Annotated in this window: 14 protein-coding genes and 1 pseudogene; 9 read left to right on the top strand and 6 right to left on the bottom strand. The window is 67.6% G+C overall.

Features of this window, described 5'->3' with window-relative positions; translation table 11 throughout:
• Positions 1–35: 35 nt before the first annotated feature.
• The 6 genes from MARKY_RS07010 (at position 36) to ppdK (ending at position 6378) form a co-directional block, all read left to right on the top strand.
• A complete protein-coding gene (locus MARKY_RS07010; RefSeq protein WP_218916171.1) occupies positions 36–470 on the top strand; it encodes a Fur family transcriptional regulator in 435 nt (144 codons plus the stop codon).
• A complete protein-coding gene (locus MARKY_RS07005; protein WP_013704176.1) occupies positions 467–1267 on the top strand; it encodes a metal ABC transporter ATP-binding protein in 801 nt (266 codons plus the stop codon). The genes MARKY_RS07010 and MARKY_RS07005 overlap by 4 nt, the downstream gene beginning before the upstream one ends.
• Positions 1260–2051 carry a metal ABC transporter permease gene (locus MARKY_RS07000; RefSeq protein WP_013704175.1) on the top strand — a complete coding sequence of 264 codons (792 nt, stop codon included), beginning with the start codon at positions 1260–1262 and terminating at the stop codon, positions 2049–2051. The genes MARKY_RS07005 and MARKY_RS07000 overlap by 8 nt, the downstream gene beginning before the upstream one ends.
• A 45-nt stretch (positions 2052–2096) precedes the next feature.
• Positions 2097–2564, top strand: coding sequence for an RrF2 family transcriptional regulator (locus MARKY_RS06995; RefSeq protein ID WP_013704174.1), 468 nt, complete (start codon positions 2097–2099; stop codon positions 2562–2564).
• 4 nt (positions 2565–2568) lie between these two features.
• Positions 2569–3693 (top strand): cysteine desulfurase family protein, encoded by a 1125-nt coding sequence (locus tag MARKY_RS06990; RefSeq protein ID WP_013704173.1) that lies wholly within the window; start codon positions 2569–2571, stop codon positions 3691–3693.
• 78 nt (positions 3694–3771) lie between these two features.
• Complete coding sequence (ppdK, locus tag MARKY_RS06985; protein WP_013704172.1) at positions 3772–6378, top strand: pyruvate, phosphate dikinase; 2607 nt, start codon at positions 3772–3774, stop codon at positions 6376–6378.
• Positions 6379–6446: 68 nt separating this feature from the next.
• Here ppdK and MARKY_RS06980 read toward each other — a convergent pair whose 3' ends face one another.
• Both MARKY_RS06980 and MARKY_RS06975 read right to left on the bottom strand, forming a co-directional pair.
• Positions 6447–8126: a long-chain-fatty-acid--CoA ligase gene (locus tag MARKY_RS06980; protein WP_013704171.1), complete on the bottom strand. Its 1680-nt coding sequence runs from the start codon at positions 8124–8126 to the stop codon at positions 6447–6449.
• Positions 8127–8203: 77 nt separating this feature from the next.
• Positions 8204–9858, bottom strand: a pseudogene (locus MARKY_RS06975) (long-chain-fatty-acid--CoA ligase).
• 170 nt (positions 9859–10028) lie between these two features.
• On the opposite strand from MARKY_RS06975, the gene MARKY_RS06970 reads away from it, so the two are divergent.
• From MARKY_RS06970 to MARKY_RS06960, 3 genes are read left to right on the top strand one after another with little or no spacing between them, the layout of a single operon-like run.
• On the top strand, positions 10029–12335 hold the full coding sequence (locus tag MARKY_RS06970) for a 3-hydroxyacyl-CoA dehydrogenase/enoyl-CoA hydratase family protein (protein ID WP_013704169.1): 2307 nt from the start codon (positions 10029–10031) through the stop codon (positions 12333–12335).
• 9 nt (positions 12336–12344) lie between these two features.
• Complete coding sequence (locus MARKY_RS06965; RefSeq protein ID WP_013704168.1) at positions 12345–13511, top strand: thiolase family protein; 1167 nt, start codon at positions 12345–12347, stop codon at positions 13509–13511.
• A gap of 21 nt (positions 13512–13532) precedes the next feature.
• Positions 13533–15287: an acyl-CoA dehydrogenase family protein gene (locus MARKY_RS06960; RefSeq protein ID WP_013704167.1), complete on the top strand. Its 1755-nt coding sequence runs from the start codon at positions 13533–13535 to the stop codon at positions 15285–15287.
• Between the two features lie 36 nt (positions 15288–15323).
• On the opposite strand, the gene MARKY_RS06955 is transcribed toward MARKY_RS06960, so the two are convergent.
• The 4 genes from MARKY_RS06955 to MARKY_RS06940 are packed head-to-tail and all read right to left on the bottom strand — an operon-like array spanning position 15324 to position 17676.
• Positions 15324–16061: a hypothetical protein gene (locus MARKY_RS06955; RefSeq protein ID WP_013704166.1), complete on the bottom strand. Its 738-nt coding sequence runs from the start codon at positions 16059–16061 to the stop codon at positions 15324–15326.
• Positions 16062–16074: 13 nt separating this feature from the next.
• Positions 16075–16407 (bottom strand): DUF3234 domain-containing protein, encoded by a 333-nt coding sequence (locus tag MARKY_RS06950; RefSeq protein ID WP_013704165.1) that lies wholly within the window; start codon positions 16405–16407, stop codon positions 16075–16077.
• Positions 16408–16416: 9 nt separating this feature from the next.
• Positions 16417–16632, bottom strand: a complete 216-nt coding sequence (locus MARKY_RS06945) for a dodecin (protein WP_013704164.1) — start codon at positions 16630–16632, stop codon at positions 16417–16419.
• Between the two features lie 57 nt (positions 16633–16689).
• Positions 16690–17676 carry an aspartate-semialdehyde dehydrogenase gene (locus MARKY_RS06940; protein ID WP_013704163.1) on the bottom strand — a complete coding sequence of 329 codons (987 nt, stop codon included), beginning with the start codon at positions 17674–17676 and terminating at the stop codon, positions 16690–16692.
• Between the last annotated feature and the right edge of the window lie 19 nt (positions 17677–17695).

The raw sequence follows: 17695 nt of genomic DNA, 5'->3' as shown, positions 1-17695 counted from the left end.
AGCGCGGATCTAGGTGATAATATTTTTCATTAGTGGTGGACGGGAAGCGACCCACGCGAGAGGAACTGGTGCGGGCCTTGCGCGCGGCTGGGGTGCGGCTGACCCCGCAACGCGAGGCCGTGTGGAACTGGTTCGTGGAGCGTCCCAGCGGGGCCGGGGTCGCGGAGGCCGCCCGGGCGCTCGCGACGCGGGGGGTGGGGCTGGCGACCGTGTACCGCACGGTGGCGTTGCTGGAGGAGTTGGGGTTGCTCCGGCGCTTTCATGACGCGTGCGGGGAGCACCGTTACGTCGCGGCGCGGCCGGGGCACGGGCACGCGCTGGTCTGTCGCGTGTGTGGGCGGGCGGTGCCGTTTGAAGCGTGCGCGTTGGACCTGCTGGAGCGGCTGCTCGCCGTGGAGACCGGGTTCGTCGTGGAGGGGCATAGCCTGGAGGTGTACGGGGTGTGCCCCGGGTGTCAGGAGGAAAAATGAAAGATTCTTTCAATAAGGGGGATGATCGGGCAGGGCAGCGGCGTCCGCCGGTCCTCGAGGTCGGAGGCCTGACCGTGCGCTTCGGCGACCACCAGGCGCTCGAACGCGTTGCCTTCACGGTTCCGGAGGGAGCTTTTGTGGCGATCGTGGGACCGAACGGGGGGGGGAAGTCCACGCTGATCAAGGCCGTGCTGGGGTTGGTGGAGCCTGCTCAGGGCCACCTGCGGGTGCTGGGGCGGCGGCCCCGGGAGGTTCCGCCCGGCTGGATCGGGTACGTGCCGCAGGTCAAGACCCTGGACCGCACCTTTCCTGCGCTGGCCTTTGAGCTGGTCGTGAGCGGGCTGCGGCGGCGGTGGCCGATGCGGGTGTCGCGGGCGGAGCGCACGGCGGCCCTCGAGGCGCTGGCGCGGGTGGGTGCAGCGCACCTCGTGGAGCGCCCTCTCGCGCGGCTTTCGGGGGGGGAGTTGCAGCGGGTCTACCTGGCGCGCGCTTTGGTGCGCCGTCCGGAGCTGGTGCTTCTCGATGAACCTGCTACCGGGATCGATGCGGTCGGGGAGCAGGACCTGTACCGGTTGCTGGAGGCCTACCAGCGAGAGACGAGGGCGACGATCCTGATGGTGACGCACGATTGGGAGGCCGCGCGCCATCACGCCTCGCACGTGCTGGTGTTGAACCGTCGGTTGATCGGGTTTGGACCTCCGGAACGGGCCCTTTCCGAGGAGTGCCTGCGCCGAGCGTTTGGGCACGTGGGACACGCGCACCGCATGGCCTTTAACGCGGGAGGAACGGATGCTTGAAGCCTTGAGTCTGCCGTTCATGCAGCGCGCGTTGATCGCGGGAATCCTGGTGGGGGGGTTGGCGAGCTACTACGGAGTGTTCGTGGTGCAGCGCGGCATGAGTTTCCTGGGGAGCGGCCTAGCCCACGCGGCGTTTGGAGGGGTGGCGCTGGGGATTTTGCTGGGCACGAATCCCCTTTGGGTCGCGGTGCCCTTCACGGTGGTGGTGGCCTTAGGGATCGCCTGGGTGCGGGCGCGCACCGCGCTGGGGGGAGACACGGCCGTAGGCATCTTCTTCTCGCTCGCGGTGGCCTTGGGCGTGCTGTTCTTGTCCTTGCGGCGAGAGTACACCGCGGACGCGTTTGCCTACTTGTTCGGCTCGATCCTTGCGGTCGTGCCGGCGGACCTTTGGGTGGTGCTGGGGGTGGTGGGGGGGACGCTCTTGGCCTTACCCGCGTGGGGACGGTTTGCTTATGCAACCTTCGACCGGGAGCTCGCGCTCTCGGATCGCTTGCGGGTGGAGCGGGACGACTACCTCCTGACCGTGTTGATCGCGGTGACGGTGGTCGTGGCGGTCAAGGTGGTGGGGATCGTGTTGGTGGCTTCCTTTATGGTGATTCCCGCAGCGACGGCGCGCTTGTTGAGTCGGACTTTTTACGGGATGACCCTTGTGAGCGTCCTGATCGGCGTGATCAGCGCCCCGGTGGGGTTGTGGATCTCGTACGGATGGGACGTTCCAAGCGGCGCGGCGATCGTGCTGGTGCAGGCGACCCTGTTCTTCCTGGCCCTCTTGCTGCGGCGCTAGAAAGTATATATTGTCACCCGGCTTTTATGGGTTTAAGATAGAGGCATGTGGGTATCGACCAAAGCCCAGTACGGCCTGCGTGCGCTCGTAGAGATCGGATTGCGCGGGCCTGGGCCCGTTCCGCTCAAAGACGTGGCGGAAGCGCAGGAGATCAGCCAGCACTACCTCGAGCAGATCGCCGCCGCGCTGCGCCGAGCGGGGTTCATCCGCAGCGTGCGCGGAGCCAAGGGGGGGTATCGCCTGGCGCGATCCCCTGAGAACATCACCGCCCTCGAGGTCGTCGAGGCCATGGAGGGCAGCCTCGCGCCCGTCAGCTGCCTCGAGGACCCCGAGTCGTGCTGGCAGGTGGGGCACTGCTCGACCGAGAACCTGTGGAAGCGCGTGGACGCCGCGATGCGTGAAGTTTTGGGCAAGACCACGCTCCGCGATCTCATCGAGGAACGCCGCCTCATCGAGGCGCGAAAACTCGTTCAGATCGAGCCCGAGGCGCCCCCGTCTCCCAACCCCTCGTAACCCCATGATCTACCTGGATTACGCGGCCACGACGCCCCTAGACCCCGAGGTTAAGGCCCGCATGCTCGAGGCCCTCGAGGTCTGGGGCAACCCTAGCTCAGTGCACGCGGTGGGACGGAAGGCCAAAGCCCTCCTGGAGGAAGCTCGGGAGCGGCTCGCGGCTGCATTGGGCGCGCACCCACGCGAGCTTGTGTTCACCTCAGGGGGTACGGAGGCGGACGCGCTCGCGTTGATGGGCACGATGCTGGCGCGCGGCCGGGGGCATCTCGTCGTGACGGCCGTGGAGCACTCGGCCGTCTTGGGGGCGGCCCACTGGCTCGAGCAGCGCGGGTTTGCCGTCACCCGTCTCGAGCCCGACCGCTACGGCCTGATTCATCCTGAGCAGGTGGCCGAGGCGTTGCGGGGGGACACGGTGCTCGTGAGCGTGATGACGCTCAACAACGAGCTCGGAACCCTGTACCCGGTGCGGGAGATCGCCGCGCTTTGCCGCGAGCGGGGGGTGGTCTTCCACACCGACGCGGTACAGGCCTTCGGCACGATCCCCTTCCGGGTGGACGAGGTGGGGGCGGACCTGGTCTCGATCAGCGCACACAAGTTCTATGGGCCCAAGGGGGCTGGGGCGCTCTATGTGCGGCGGGGTCTTGAGCTCACCCCCCTCATTCCGGGTAAGCAGGAGAAGGGATGGCGCGGGGGCACCGAGAACCTAGCCGGCGTGGTGGGGATGGCCTACGCGGCCGAGCAAGCGGTGGCGCGCCTCCCGGAGGAGCAGCCCCGCATGACGGCGCTGCGCGAGCGGCTCGAGCGGGGCCTGTTGGCGGTGGAAGGCGTCGAGTTGAACGGCCACCCCACCCAGCGCGGTCCCAAGCACGTGAACGTCACGGTGCTGGAGGCGGACGGGGAGGGGCTGCTCTTGAACCTGGACCTGTTGGGGGTCGCGGCGAGCTCGGGCTCGGCGTGTAGTGCGGGTAGCCTCGAGCCCTCCCACGTTCTGATGGCGATCGGCCGCACGCGGGCGGAGGCCCGCGCCTCGGTGCGGTTTAGCGTGGGGCGGTACACCACGGAAGCGGAGGTGGACCGGGCGGTGGCATGCTTCCGTGAGGCGGTGGCGCGCGCCCGCGCGTTGGTGTAGATGGTGTACTAACCCTTCGTATACACCATTTCCACGTTTCCACGCCCCGCTACCCTGAAGGGGAGAGGAGGGCGTGTGATGCGTTGGATCTACGCCTTTGACGCCGCGGACGGCTTAGGGCGTGACCTTTTGGGAGGCAAAGGCTTCGCGCTCGCGGAAATGACGCGGCTGGGCCTGCCGGTGCCCCCAGGGTTCACCGTGACCACCGAGGCCTGTCGCGCCTACCTGGCCGGCCAGGGTCTGCCCGAAGGCCTATGGGCCGAGATCGAGGCCGCTGTAGCGCGGCTTGAGACCCAGACCCAAAAACGCTTTGGGGGGACTGAAGGCCCCCCCCTTCTACTTTCGGTGCGCAGCGGAGCGCCGGTTTCCATGCCTGGCATGATGGACACCATCCTCAACCTCGGCCTCACCCTCGACGGGGTGGCCGCCCTCGCGCGCGCCACGGGCAACCCCCGCTTCGCTTGGGACAGCTACCGCCGCTTCATCCAGATGTACGGTGAGGTCGCGCTGGGCGTGGACGCGGCGCATTTCGACCGCCTGATCGAGGCCAAAAAAGCCCAGGCCGGGGTTGAACGGGACATCGACCTCGCCCCCGAGGACCTCGAGGAGCTGGCCTACGCCTTCAAGGAACGCATCCGCGAGGAAGGCAAGACCTTCCCCGAGGACCCCTGGGAACAACTCAAAGGCGCGGTCGAAGCCGTCTTTAAAAGCTGGAACAACCCCCGGGCCAAGACCTACCGCCGCCTCTACCAGATCCCGGACGACCTGGGCACCGCGGTCAACGTGCAGGCCATGGTCTTCGGCAACCTCGGCGAGGACTCCGGCACCGGCGTGGGGTTCACCCGCAACCCCTCCACCGGCGAGAAGGGCCTCTATGGCGAGTACCTGCGCAACGCGCAGGGCGAGGACGTGGTGGCCGGGATCCGCACCCCCGAGCCCCTCGAGCGCCTCCGGATCTACGCGCCGGACGTGTACGCCGAGCTCGAAAAGGTCGCCGCCATCCTCGAGCGCCACTTCGGGGACATGCAGGACTTCGAGTTCACCGTGGAGCGCGGCCGGCTCTACCTCCTCCAGACCCGCAGCGGCAAGCGCACCCCAGAAGCCGCGGTGCGCATCGCGGTCGAGATGGCGGAGGAAGGGCTCATCGCTAAGGAGGAGGCTGTGGACCGGGTGGACGCCAACACCCTCCCGCAACTCCTCCAGGCGCGCGTAGACTACGCGCGGGCCCCGAAACCACACCTCAAAGGACTGCCCGCCTCCCCAGGCGCGGCGGTCGGGCACGCGGTACTCACCGCGGAGGCTGCCGAAGCGTGGAGCCGGGAGGGGAAGCCCGTCATCCTGGTGCGCCCCGAGACCACCCCGGAGGACGTGGGCGGCATGCACGCCGCGAAAGGCATCCTGACCGCCCGGGGCGGGATGACGAGCCACGCCGCGGTCGTGGCGCGCGGCATGGGCGTGCCCGCGGTCGTGGGGGCGTCCGGGCTGGTCCTGGATGTGGAGGCCGGCACCTTCCGCCTCGGGGACCTCGAGCTCAAGGAAGGCGACCCCATTACCATCGACGGTACGACCGGCGCCGTGTACGCCGGGGCGGTCCCCCTCGTCCAGGGACAGGGCAGCCAACACCTGGACCGGCTCCTCTCCTGGGCCGAACCCTTCCGTAAGCTCGGGGTCCGCGCGAACGCGGACACCCCCGAGGACGCCCGGAAAGCGCGCGAGCTCGGAGCGGAAGGCATCGGTCTCGTGCGCACCGAGCACATGTTCTTCGCCGAGGACCGGCTCCCCTGGGTGCGGCGCTTGATCCTGGCGCGCACCCCGGAGGAGGAGGCCCAGGCCCTCGAGCGCCTCGCCGCCTTCCAAAAGACCGACTTCAAGGGCCTGCTCGAGGCCATGGACGGCCTGCCGGTCACGGTGCGCCTCCTGGACCCGCCGCTGCACGAGTTCCTGCCCGACCGCGTGGCCCTCGAGCGCAAGGAGGCCGCAGGGGCGCTCGAGCCGCACGAGGCCGAGCTGCTCGAGCGGGTGCGCGTCTTGGAGGAGGCCAACCCCATGCTGGGCTTCCGGGGGATCCGGCTGCTCCTGGTGCGCCCCGAGATCCTCAAGATGCAGCTCACGGCGCTCCTCGAGGCGACCCGGGAACTCAAGGCCGAGGGGCGGGACCCCCGGCCGGAGGTGATGCTCCCCCTGGTGTCCGGGCCGGAGGAGGTGCGTGCCGCGCGGGCCTTGATCGACCCGCTTCTCGAGGCCTACGGCTTGGATGTTCCGATCGGCACCATGATCGAGACCCCGCGGGCGGCCTTGCTGGCCGGGGAGATCGCCCGGGAGGTGGAGTTCTTCAGCTTCGGTACGAACGACCTGACCCAGCTCACCTACGGCATCAGCCGGGACGATGCAGGAGCGTTCGCGCCCGCGTACCTCGAGGCGCGCTGGTGGGCCTTCGACCCTACCGCGGAGCTGGACGCGGCGGGGGTCGCGGAGCTGTTGCGGATCGCGATCGAGCGCGGTCGCGCCGCCAACCCCGCTTTGAAGCTCGGCATCTGCGGCGAGCACGGGGGCGAGGCCCGGTCCGTGCGCCTCGCGGCGGAGCTGGGCTTGGATTACGTTTCGGCTTCGCCCTACCGGGTGCTCACCGCGCGGCTCGCTGCGGCGCAGGCCGCGCGGCGCCGTGAACGGCCCGTGAGCGTCTGATGCGCCCCCACCCGCGTCGCCCCCGCCGGGATTGGCGGGGGCGATTTAATAACACCAAGCTGGGGTGGTCAGGTGGCTTGCTCTTCCTCCGCGGCTTCCGCCTCGCGCAGGGCCCGCCGGAGGATTTTTCCGACGGCGGTTTTGGGGAGTTCGGTTTTGAAGGCCCATTGTTTGGGGACCTTGTAGGCGGCGAGGTGGGCGCGGCAGTGCTGTTCGAGGTCGGCTTGGGTGATTTTGCCGCGGTACTCGTCTTTGAGGACGACGTAGGCTTTGACGGTTTCGCCGCGGTAGGGGTCTGGGACGCCGATGACGGCGGCTTCTTTGACGGCGGGGTGTGCGTAGAGGACTTCTTCGACCTCGCGGGGGTAGATGTTGTAGCCGCCGGCGATGATGAGGTCTTTTTTGCGGTCGACGATGTAGAAGTACCCGTCTTCGTCCATGCGGGCCATGTCGCCGGTGAGGAGCCAGCCGTTTTTGAGGGCTTGCTGGGTTTCTTCGGGGCGGTTCCAGTAGCCTTTCATGATGTTGGGGCCTTTGACGGCGAGTTCGCCGATCTGGCCTGGGGGTAGGGGCTGGCCGTCGGGGCCGAGGACCTGGGCGTCCACGGAGGGAAGCGGCACCCCGATCGAGCCCTTTTTCCGCGTGCCGTGCACGGGGTTGCTGTGCGTGACGGGGCTGGCTTCGGTTAGGCCGTACCCTTCCGCGATCTTGGCCCCGGTGCGCTTCTCGAACTCCTCGAGGACCTCTACCGGCAAGGGCGCCGCGCCGGAGTTACAGACCTTGAGCGTGTCGACCTTGCGCTGTTCGATTCCGGGGAAGTTGTTCACCGCGACGTACAGGGTGGGTACCCCGGGAAAGAGGGTGACCTTGTGCTTTTCGAGGGCCTCCACGACCTCCTTGACCTCGAAGCGCGGCAGCAGCACGAGCTTTGCCCCTAGAGCGATCCCGTAGTTCATCCCCACGGTCATCCCGTAGACGTGGAAGAAGGGCAGCACGCACAGGATTACCTCCCGGCCGCGCTCGAGCTGGGGCGCCCAGGCCAGGATCTGGTGGACGTTCGCGACGAGGTTGCGGTGGGTGAGCATGGCGCCTTTGGGGCGTCCGGTGGTGCCGCCGGTGTACTGCAGGAGAGCGAGGTCGTCGGGGTCGGTTGGGACGGGGGTAGGGGTGGGGGCGTGGCGTTTGAGTAGAGTCTTGAGGTCGTGGCGCCACGGGTACTGGGGCAGGTGGACCCAGCGTTTTTCTCTGCGGGCCTTTAAGGGAAAGAGGAGGTTTTTGGGGAAGGGGAGGTAGTCTTGGATGCCGGTGGTGATGGCGGTTTTGAGGGGGTGTTCGTTTTGGATTTCGGCGTAGCGGGGCCAGAGGAGGTCGAGGATGACGAGGGTTTGGGCGCCGGAGTCCTGGAGCTGGTAGGCGAGCTCGCGTGGGGTGTACATGGGGTTGGTGTTGACGACGACGCCACCGGCGAGGAGGGTGCCGTAGAAGGCGATGACGAACTGGGGGGAGTTGGGGAGCATGATGGCGACGCGTTCGCCGGGTTCGAGGCCGGTGGCTTGGAGGGCGTGGGCGAAGCGCTGGACGCTTTCCCAGAGCGCGCGGTAGGTGAGGCGGTGCCCTAGGAAGTCAAGGGCGACGAGGTCCCCGTAGCGTTCGGCGCTCTCCTTGAGGAGGTGCCATACGGGAACCTCGGGGTACTCGACCTCGTGAGGTACACCGGGATCGTAGTGTGCGTACCAAGGACGCTGCATCTGAGGCCTCCTAGAGGGTGATCTTCCCTCTAGGATAGCTCAACCTTGGACCGCGTGCAATGGACGCGGTACCTTTTCTACCCCTTGGAGGCGCGGGCCTCTTCCTCGCGCAGCTCCCGCCGGAGGATTTTTCCGACGGCGGTTTTGGGGAGTTCGGTTTTGAAGGCCCATTGTTTGGGGACCTTGTAGGCGGCGAGGTGGGCGCGGCAGTGCTGTTCGAGGTCGGCTTGGGTGATTTTGCCGCGGTACTCGTCTTTGAGGACGACGTAGGCTTTGACGGTTTCGCCGCGGTAGGGGTCTGGGACGCCGATGACGGCGGCTTCTTTGACGGCGGGGTGTGCGTAGAGGACTTCTTCGACCTCGCGGGGGTAGATGTTGTAGCCGCCGGCGATGATGAGGTCTTTTTGCGGTCGACGATGTAGAAGTACCCGTCTTCGTCCATGCGGGCCATGTCGCCGGTGAGGAGCCAGCCGTTTTTGAGGGCTTGCTGGGTTTCTTCGGGGCGGTTCCAGTAGCCTTTCATGATGTTGGGGCCTTTGACGGCGAGTTCGCCGATCTGGCCTGGGGGTAGGGGCTGGCCGTCGGGGCCGAGGACCTGGGCGTCCACGGAAGGGAAGGGCACCCCGATCGAGCCTTCCTTGCGGGTGCCGTAGATCGGGTTGCAGTGCGTGACGGGGCTGGCTTCGGTTAGGCCGTACCCTTCGACGAGCTTCGCCCCGGTGATCCGCTCGAAGGTCCGCGCGACCTCCACCGGCAGGGGAGCGGATCCGGAGATGCAGGCCCGGATGCTCGTGAGGTCGAAGTTGGGGGTGAGCGGCGAGGTGTTGATCGCCACGTACATGGTGGGCACCCCGGGGAAGAGGGTGGGGCGCGTGCGCTGGATGGTGCGGAGCACCTCTTGGGTGTCCCAGCGCGGCAGCAAGACCAGGGTAGCCCCGCCGATCATCGCGAGGTTCATAGCGACGGTCATGCCGTAGACGTGGAAGAAGGGGATCACCCCGAGAATGACCTCCTCGCCCTCCCGGAAGTCGTTAACCCACGCCTTGGTTTGTAGGGCATTGGCCGCGAGGTTCCGGTGCGTGAGCATGGCGCCTTTGGGGCGTCCGGTGGTGCCGCCGGTGTACTGCAGGAGGGCGAGGTCGTCCAGCTCGAGCCGCCGCGGCGCGGGGGCTTGCCCCTGCTTGAGGAACGCCCGCCAGGCCGTACCGCCCACCTTGCCGGGCCACTTCCCTTCACGCCGGACCTTTAAGGGGTAAAGGAGGTTTTTGGGGAAGGGGAGGTAGTCTTGGATGCCGGTGGTGATGACGGTTTTGAGGGGGTGTTCGTTTTGGATTTCGGCGTAGCGGGGCCAGAGGAGGTCGAGGATGACGAGGGTTTGGGCGCCGGAGTCCTGGAGCTGGTAGGCGAGCTCGCGTGGGGTGTACATGGGGTTGGTGTTGACGACGACGCCACCGGCGAGGAGGGTGCCGTAGAAGGCGATGACGAACTGGGGGGAGTTGGGGAGCATGATGGCGACGCGTTCGCCGGGTTCGAGGCCGGTGGCTTGGAGGGCGTGGGCGAAGCGCTGGACGCTTTCCCAGAGCGCGCGGTAGGTGAGGCGACGGCCGAGGAACTCGAGCGCGACGCGGTCCGGGAAGCGCGTGGCGGTGCGCTCCAGGAGCGTGGGTAGCGGTTCGATTTCGGGGATGGCATGGGGCACACCCGGATCGTAGTGCGCGTGCCAGGGTTTCATCAGCGTACTTCCTCCTTAAACCAGGTCAAAACTTGCACCGAGGATAATATAACGCCTTGGGGCCTCGAGTGCCAGGTACGGTGGGGAGGTACAAGGGATTGTGCGCCGATGGCTAGACAGAAGGGGTAAGCTAGGTATAAATTTATACCCGGTATAAGGAGGAGAAGAGCATGCGCATCAAGAAAGTAGGCGTCGTCGGTGCGGGCACGATGGGGAGCGGCATCGCGGCCCTGGTGGCCTCCGCCGGTGTTCCCGTCGTGCTCCTCGACATTCCCGGAAAGGACGACCGCAACGCACCCGCGAAACGCGGCCTCGAGCGCGCCATGAAGGCCCGTCCCGCGGCCTTCATGGCCAAGGAACGCGCGGCCCTCATCGAGATCGGCAACACCGAGGACGACCTCGAGAAGCTCGCGACCTGCGACTGGGTCATCGAAGCGATCATCGAGAAACTCGAGCCGAAACGCGAACTGTACGCGAAGCTCGAGAAGATCCTCAGCCCCCACGCGATCGTGAGCTCCAACACCTCGGGGATCCCCATGCGGCTCCTGACCGAGGGGCGCAGCGAGGCCTTCAAGCAGCGCTTCCTCGGAACCCACTTCTTCAACCCGCCCCGGTACCTGCACCTCCTCGAGATCATCCCGACGCCGGACACCCTTCCCGAGGTGACCGAGGCCATCGAGCGCTTCGCGGACCGCATCCTCGGCAAGGGCCTCGTGCGCGCTAAGGACGTGCCCGGCTTCATCGCGAACCGCCTCGGCGTGTACGGCATGCTCCAGGCCGTTCACCTCATGGAGAAGCACGGCCTCACCATTGACGAGGTGGACGCCCTCACCGGCCCCCTCATCGGCCGGCCCAAGTCCGCGACCTTCCGCACCGCGGACCTCACCGGGCTGGACGTGTTGAAGCACGTGGCCACCGAGCTGGCCGAGGCCACCGGGGAGCCCTTCACCCTCCCGGAGTGGGTGGACCGCCTGGTGGCGGAGGGGCGGCTTGGGGAGAAGACCGGGGCCGGGTTCTACCGCAAGGAGGGCAAGGAGATCCACACCCTCGACTGGCGCACGGGCAGCTACGCCCCCCGCCAGAAACCCCGGATCCCCGGCCTCGAGGCGGTCCAGGCCCTGCCCCTCGAGAAGCGTCTCGCCGCGGTCCTCGAGCTGCCCGAGCCGTACGGGCCCTTCATGAAGGAGCTTTTCCTGACGACGAGCCACTACACCCTCGAAAAAGCTCCCGAGATCGCCTACGACCTCGCCGCGGTGGATCGGGCCCTCGAGTGGGGGTTCGGCTGGCGCATGGGGCCGTTTAAGCAGATGGACGCGGTGGGGCTGGACACCCTCAAAGCAGCCTTCAACGCCGCGGGCCTCCGGGTGCCCAACCTCCTCGAGCAAGCGGACGGCACCTTCTACAAGAAGGCGAACGGCCGGCGTACGATGCTCGCCTTCGAAGGGGGGTACGTGCCCGTCCCCGAGATCCCCGGCGCGATCCACCTGAGCGAGCTGAAGGCCGAGGGGCGCGTCCTCAAGGAGAGCAAGGACGCCGCCCTCATCGACCTGGGCGACGGCGTGGCCCTCCTCGAGTTCCGCACCAAGATGAACGCGATCGGGGAGGGGATCTTCCGCATGCTCGACGCCGCGCTGAAGCTCGTGCAGCGCGACGGGTACGCCGGCCTCGTGATCGGGAACGAGCACGAGCGGGCCTTCAGCGCCGGCGCGAACCTGGCCCTCATCCTGATGCTCGCCCAGGAGGGCGAGTGGGACGAGCTCGAGCTCGCGGTGCGGGCCTTCCAAAAAGGGACGATGAGCCTCCGGCAGGCCCCCTTCCCGGTCGTGGTTGCGCCGTTCGGGCTCACGCTCGGGGGCGGGGCGGAGTTCACCCTGCACGCGGACCGCGTCCAGGCCCACGCCGAGCTGTACATGGGCCTGGTCGAGACCGGGGTGGGCCTGATCCCCGCCGGGGGCGGCACCAAGGAGATGCTCTTCCGCTTCACCGAGGCCCTCAAGCCCTACAAGGAGGCCGACCCCTTCGAGGCCGTGCGCCGCGCGTTCGAGCTGATCGCCCTGGCCCAGACGAGCACCTCGGCCCTCGAGGCCCGCGCGATGGGATTCTTGCGCGACGGGGACGGGATCACCATGAACCGGGACCGACTCATCGCGGACGCGAAACGGCGGGTGCTCGAGCTCGCTGAGGACTACGTGCCGCCCGCGCCGCGAACCATTACCGCGCTGGGCCGGGAGGCGCTGGGCAACCTGCGCTACGCGGCGTGGTCCTTGCGCGAGGCCCGGCAGATCACGGACCACGAGGTCCGGATCGCGAACGAGCTCGCCTACGTCCTCTCCGGGGGGGACGGCCCGCCGCGCGAGGTGAGCGAGGTGGACATCCTCGACCTCGAGCGCGAGGCTTTCCTGAAGCTCCTCGGCACCAAGAAGACCCAGGAGCGCATCGCCCACACGCTCAAAACGGGCAAGCCGCTCCGGAACTAGGGAGGAATCATGCGTGACGCTGTGATCGTGAGTGCGGTGCGGAGCCCTGTGGGCAAGGGCAAGAAGAACGGGGCTCTGGCGACGGTCCACCCGGTGGACCTGTCCGCTCTGGTGATGAAGGCTGCCGTCGAGCGGGTCGGGGTGGACCCCAAGATCCTCGATGACGTGCTTTGGGGGTGCGCCATGCCCGAGGCGGCCCAGGGCTTGAACGTGGCGCGCCTTTCCCTCTTGCGGGCGGGCTTCCCGGTGGACGTGCCGGGGGCCACCGTCAACCGCTTCTGCTCGAGCGGCCTCCAGACGATCGCCATGGCCGCCCAGGCCGTGATGAGTGGGATGGCAGACGCGGTGCTCGCGGGGGGCGTGGAGATGATGAGCCAGGTGCCCATGTCGGGGTACCACACCCGCCTCCACCCCGAGCTGACCGAGCACTACATCGGGATGGGCTTCACCGCCGAGCGCGTGGCCGAGCGTTGGGGCATCACGCGCGAGGCCCAGGACCGGTGGGCCTACGAGAGCCACATGAAGGCCGCCCGCGCCTGGGAGGAAGGGCGCTTCGACGAGCAGATCGTGCCCGTCCCGGTAGAGAAGGTCTACTGGAAAGGCTCCAAGCGCCGGGTGGAGACGCATTCCTTCACCCGGGACGAGCTCGTACGTCCGGACACCTCCCTCGAGGTGCTCGCCCAGCTCAAGCCTGCCTTCAAGCAGGGCGGGACCGTCACCGCGGGGAACGCCTCCCCCTACTCCGACGGGGCGGCCGCGGTGCTGGTGATGAGCGCCGAGAAGGCCGAAGCTCTGGGGCTCCAGCCCCTCGCGCGTTTCGTGAGCTTCGCCGTGGCGGGTGTGGACCCGGACATCATGGGGATCGGCCCCGCGAAAGCAGTACCCAAGGTCCTCGAGCGCGCCGGGTGGCGGATGGACGACCTGGACCTGATCGAGTTCAACGAGGCGTTTGCCGCCCAGGTCCTCGCGGTCATCCAGGAGCTCGAGATGCCCGTGGAGAAGATCAACGCCAACGGCGGCGCGATCGCGCTGGGCCACCCCCTGGGCGCTACCGGCGCGAAGCTCACCACCCAGCTCATCCACGAGCTTCGGCGTCGTGGTGGCGGCAAGGGACTCGTCACCATGTGCATCGGCGGCGGGATGGGCGCGGCCGGGTTGTTCGAGGTCTTCGCGTAAACACGCATTAAGGAGGCACCGATGGTAGAGGAAAAGGATACCAAGCTCTGGAAGAAAGGCGGCGGTTGGTTGCTCGAGGCCCCCGAGGCCACCTACACCCCCGAGGACTTCGACGAGACCACCCGCATGATCATCGACACGACCCGCACCTACGTGGAGCGGGAGGTCCTGCCGGTCCTGGAGCGGCTCGAGCACGGGGAGCTCGAGCTGAACGTGCCTTTGCTGCGCAAGGCGGGGGAGCTGGGGCTGTTGGGGGTGGAGATCGAGGAGGCCTACGGCGGGTTGGACCTGCCGAAGGTCGTCTCCACCGTGATCGCTGAATACCTCGCCCCGACCGGGGGGTTCTCCGTGTCGTTTGGGGCGCACACCTCGATCGGGACGCTGCCCCTGGTGTTTTTCGGCACGGAGGAGCAGAAGAAGAAGTACCTTCCTAAGCTGGCCACCGGGGAGTGGATCGCGGCCTACGCCCTGACCGAACCGGGTTCCGGTTCCGACGCGCTCGGGGCCAAGACCCGCGCTGAGCTCAGCCCGGACGGAAAGTACTACATCCTGAACGGAACCAAGCAGTTCATCTCCAACGCCGCCTTCGCGGACCTCTTCACCGTCTTCGCCAAGGTGGACGGGGAGCACTTCACCGCCTTCCTCGTCGAGCGGAGCTTTGAGGGGGTCTCGGTGGGGCCGGAGGAGAAGAAGATGGGGATCAAGGCCTCCTCCACCCGCCAGCTGATCCTGGAGAACGTCAAGGTGCCCGTGGAGAACGTCCTGGGCGAGGTCGGTAAGGGGCACAAGATCGCCTTTAACGTGCTGAACGTGGGGCGCTACAAGCTCGGGGCCGGCGCGGTCGGCGGCGCGAAGGAAGCGCTCGGCCAGGCCGCGAGGTACGCCAAGGAACGCCACCAGTTCGGCCAGCCCATCGCTTCGTTCGGCGCGATCCGCCAGAAACTCGCGCGCATCGCCATCAAGACCTTCGCCGCGGAGAGCGCGGTCTACCGCACGATGGGCCTGATCGACGCAGCCCTCGAGGGCAAGAAGGGCGCGGAGGCCGTGCTTAAGGGCATCGAGGAGTACGCGGTCGAGGCCTCGATCATCAAGGTGCTGGGTTCCGAGGTCCTCGATTATGCGGTGGACGAGGCCCTCCAGATCCACGGCGGGTACGGGTACATCCAGGAGTACCCCATCGAGCGCGCCTACCGCGACAGCCGCATCAACCGTATCTTCGAGGGCACCAACGAGATCAACCGCCTCCTGATCCCCGGCATGCTCCTGCGGCGCGCCATGAAGGGCACGCTGCCCCTGGTTGAGGCCGCGATGAAGCTCCAGGAGGAGCTGCTCGAGCCGAGCTTCGGCGAGGAGGCGGAGGGCGAGTGGGCCAAGGAAGCGCGGTACGTCGCGAACCTCAAGAAGCTCGCCTTGATGACCGCCGGCTTGGCCGCGCAGAAGTTCGGACCGCGGATCGAGGCGGAGCAAGAGGTGCTGCTCGGCATCGCGGACATCCTGATCGACGTCTTCGCCGCAGAGTCCGCCCTCCTGCGGGCCCAGCGGCTCGGGGGCGTGTACGCGGACATGGCCCGCCTCTACCTGGCCGAGGCCCAGGACCGCGCGGCCCAGATTGCGCAGTTCCTCCTCCCGTACCTGGAGGAAGGGGATGACCTCAGGGTGCTGCTGGCCGCGGCGCGCCGCCTCACCAAGCGCGATCCGTTCGACCCGATCACTGCGACCCGACGTGTCGCGGAAGCGGTGCTCGAGGCGGAGGGGTACCCGCAGCCCCGCGCCTGAGCCCGTTGGCCAGCCCCCAACCGCCCGTCCCCGGCGTTACGCCGGGGACGGCTTGGGTTTGGCGAGGACGCGGCCCAAAAGCGCGCCGCTCGCCCGCACCAGGTCGCCGCGCATCGGCAACCGCGCGTACACCCGCGGGTCGAAGACCAGGGTGACCTCCACGCTGCCCGCGTCCACGTAGGCGTACCCGAACCGCTGGCGGGTGAGGGGGTTGGTGTGCCACCCGGCCTCCAACACCGCGCCGACCAGCCACACGCCGTGATCGGGGTGGGTGGGGTTGAGCGGGGTGGGGGGCGTACGCCGACCGCTGCCCGGCTCGAGCGTGTACGTGAACAGGGTCAGGGCCACCTCTACCGGGTCGGACGGGGGAGGCTCGCGTTGAAGCCAGTAATCCGGGAGGACGAAGGTGAGGGGGTGGCCGTCTTGCGTGCGGGCAGTGAAGGCCCGTAGATCGTCCAGGGGGCATTCCAGCCGTAGCTGCGCGCGCGTGGGGCCTTGGTAGTACGGGACGCAGTCCACCACGGCGTCCTCCGCGTTTTTCTCGACCCACACCTCGATCGCGCCGGCCCGCAGCACCCGGTACGGCCCCACGGCCTCCCCGGAGCGCTCCACGTCCCGGATCAACCACCCTAGTTCCTGTTTGGTGTGTACGGGGAACCCCAGGGTGGTGAGGCGGTTGGGCGGGCTGTCCTCGCTAACGTGCGCAGCGAGGCCCACCAAGGCCAGTAAGGCCAGTACAGCGACCGCGATGAAGGCCAGGATGAGGGGGGTCATCGCTACGCGGAATTCAGTTTCCGTGCTCCTGCCGGACGAGCTCGAGGGCAGCCGCTACGGACAGGGCGGGCGCCTCGTGGGTGCCGGGCTGGTACCCCACCAGGAGGTGAGTGACCTTGAGGAGCTGCACCGCGGTGAGGAAGGCTTCCTTGAGCGTCCAAGTGTCGAGCACCCCTACGGTCATTCCCTCCGTGGCGGGGGTGCGTTGCATGAAGGTCTGGGCGTCCTCCGCCGAGGTCCAGATCAGCGCGAACTTCTGCCCTAGAGCCTCCAGCGTGAGGTGCTCACCTGGAGCGTTTGGGTCCTCCAGGATGTACCACGGGCCGTGAATCAAAGCTTCCTTCACGAAGAAAGTTTACTGTGTTTCCCCCTCGAGCCGGAACCCCACTTGCAGCACGACCTGGAAGTGCTGCACCTTCCCGTCCTTGATCCACCCGCGCACCTCCTTGACCTCAAACCAGTCGAGGTGCCGTACGGTCTCCGAGGCGCGGTGGATGGCGGTGTGGATCGCGTCCTCAATGCTTTCGGTGCTCGAGCCGACCAGCTCGATCTTCTTGTACACGTGCCCCATTGTGTACCTCCACCCTTAGGCTAGCACGCCGTAGCGAGCCGTTAAGGGCATGGGGGCTTAAAGCAGCAGTTCGGCGATCTGCACGGCGTTAAGGGCCGCGCCTTTGAGGAGCTGGTCCCCGGCCACGAAGAAGTCCAGGCCGTTCTCGAGCACCAGGCTCTTGCGGATCCGGCCCACCTCCACCTCCCAGCGGCCGGTGGCGGTGAGGGGCATGGGGTAGGCGCGGCGCTCGGGATCGTCCACCACCCGGACGCCTGGGGCAGCCTCGAGCACGGCGCGCGCGGATTCGGGGGTGACGGGGCGCGCAAACTCCACGGTGACCGCTTCCGCGTGCGTGCGCAGCGTGGGGACGCGCACCGCGGTCACGCTGATCTTGAGTTCGGGATCCCCGAAGATCTTGCGCGTCTCCCACACCACCTTCATCTCCTCGCGGGTGTACCCGTTCTCCTGGAAGGCGTCGATGTGCGGCAGGACGTTAAAGGCCAGGGGGTGGGGGAAGACCTGGGCTGCGGCGGCCTGACCGTGCAGCACCTTGTGCGTTTCGTCGAGGAGTTCCTGCATGCCCTTCGCGCCCGCGCCGGAGGCGGCCTGGTAGGTACTCACGATGACGCGCTGGGCCTTGAAGGCTTGGTGTAGTGGCCATAGGGCCACTGCGAGGATCGCGGTGGTGCAGTTGGGGTTGGCGATGATGCCCTGGTGCTGCCGCGCGGCCTCGGCGTTGACCTCGGGCACCACGAGGGGCACCTCGGGATCGTAACGGAAGGCGGAGGAGTTGTCGATCACCACGCTGCCACCCGCGACCCAGGCGGGGGCGTGGCGTTTAGAGAGGCCGCCCCCGGCGCTCGCGAGCACGATATCGGCGGGCAAGGGCCCCTCGGGCAGGACCTCGAGGGGGATGGCCTCCCCGCAGAAAGGAATGGTTTCCCCGGCCGAGCGCGGGCTGGCGTATAGGCGCAGCTCCGAAAGCGGGAAGCGGCGCGCTTCCAGGACCTTGACCAGTTCCCGACCCACGGCTCCCGTAGCCCCCACGACCGCAACGCGCATGCTCACCTCCACGATGAAG

It is taken from the genome of Marinithermus hydrothermalis DSM 14884 (assembly GCF_000195335.1).
In the GTDB taxonomy this organism is placed as follows: Bacteria; Deinococcota; Deinococci; order Deinococcales; family Marinithermaceae; genus Marinithermus; species Marinithermus hydrothermalis.
This window is presented reverse-complemented; position numbering and strand designations above follow the sequence as displayed.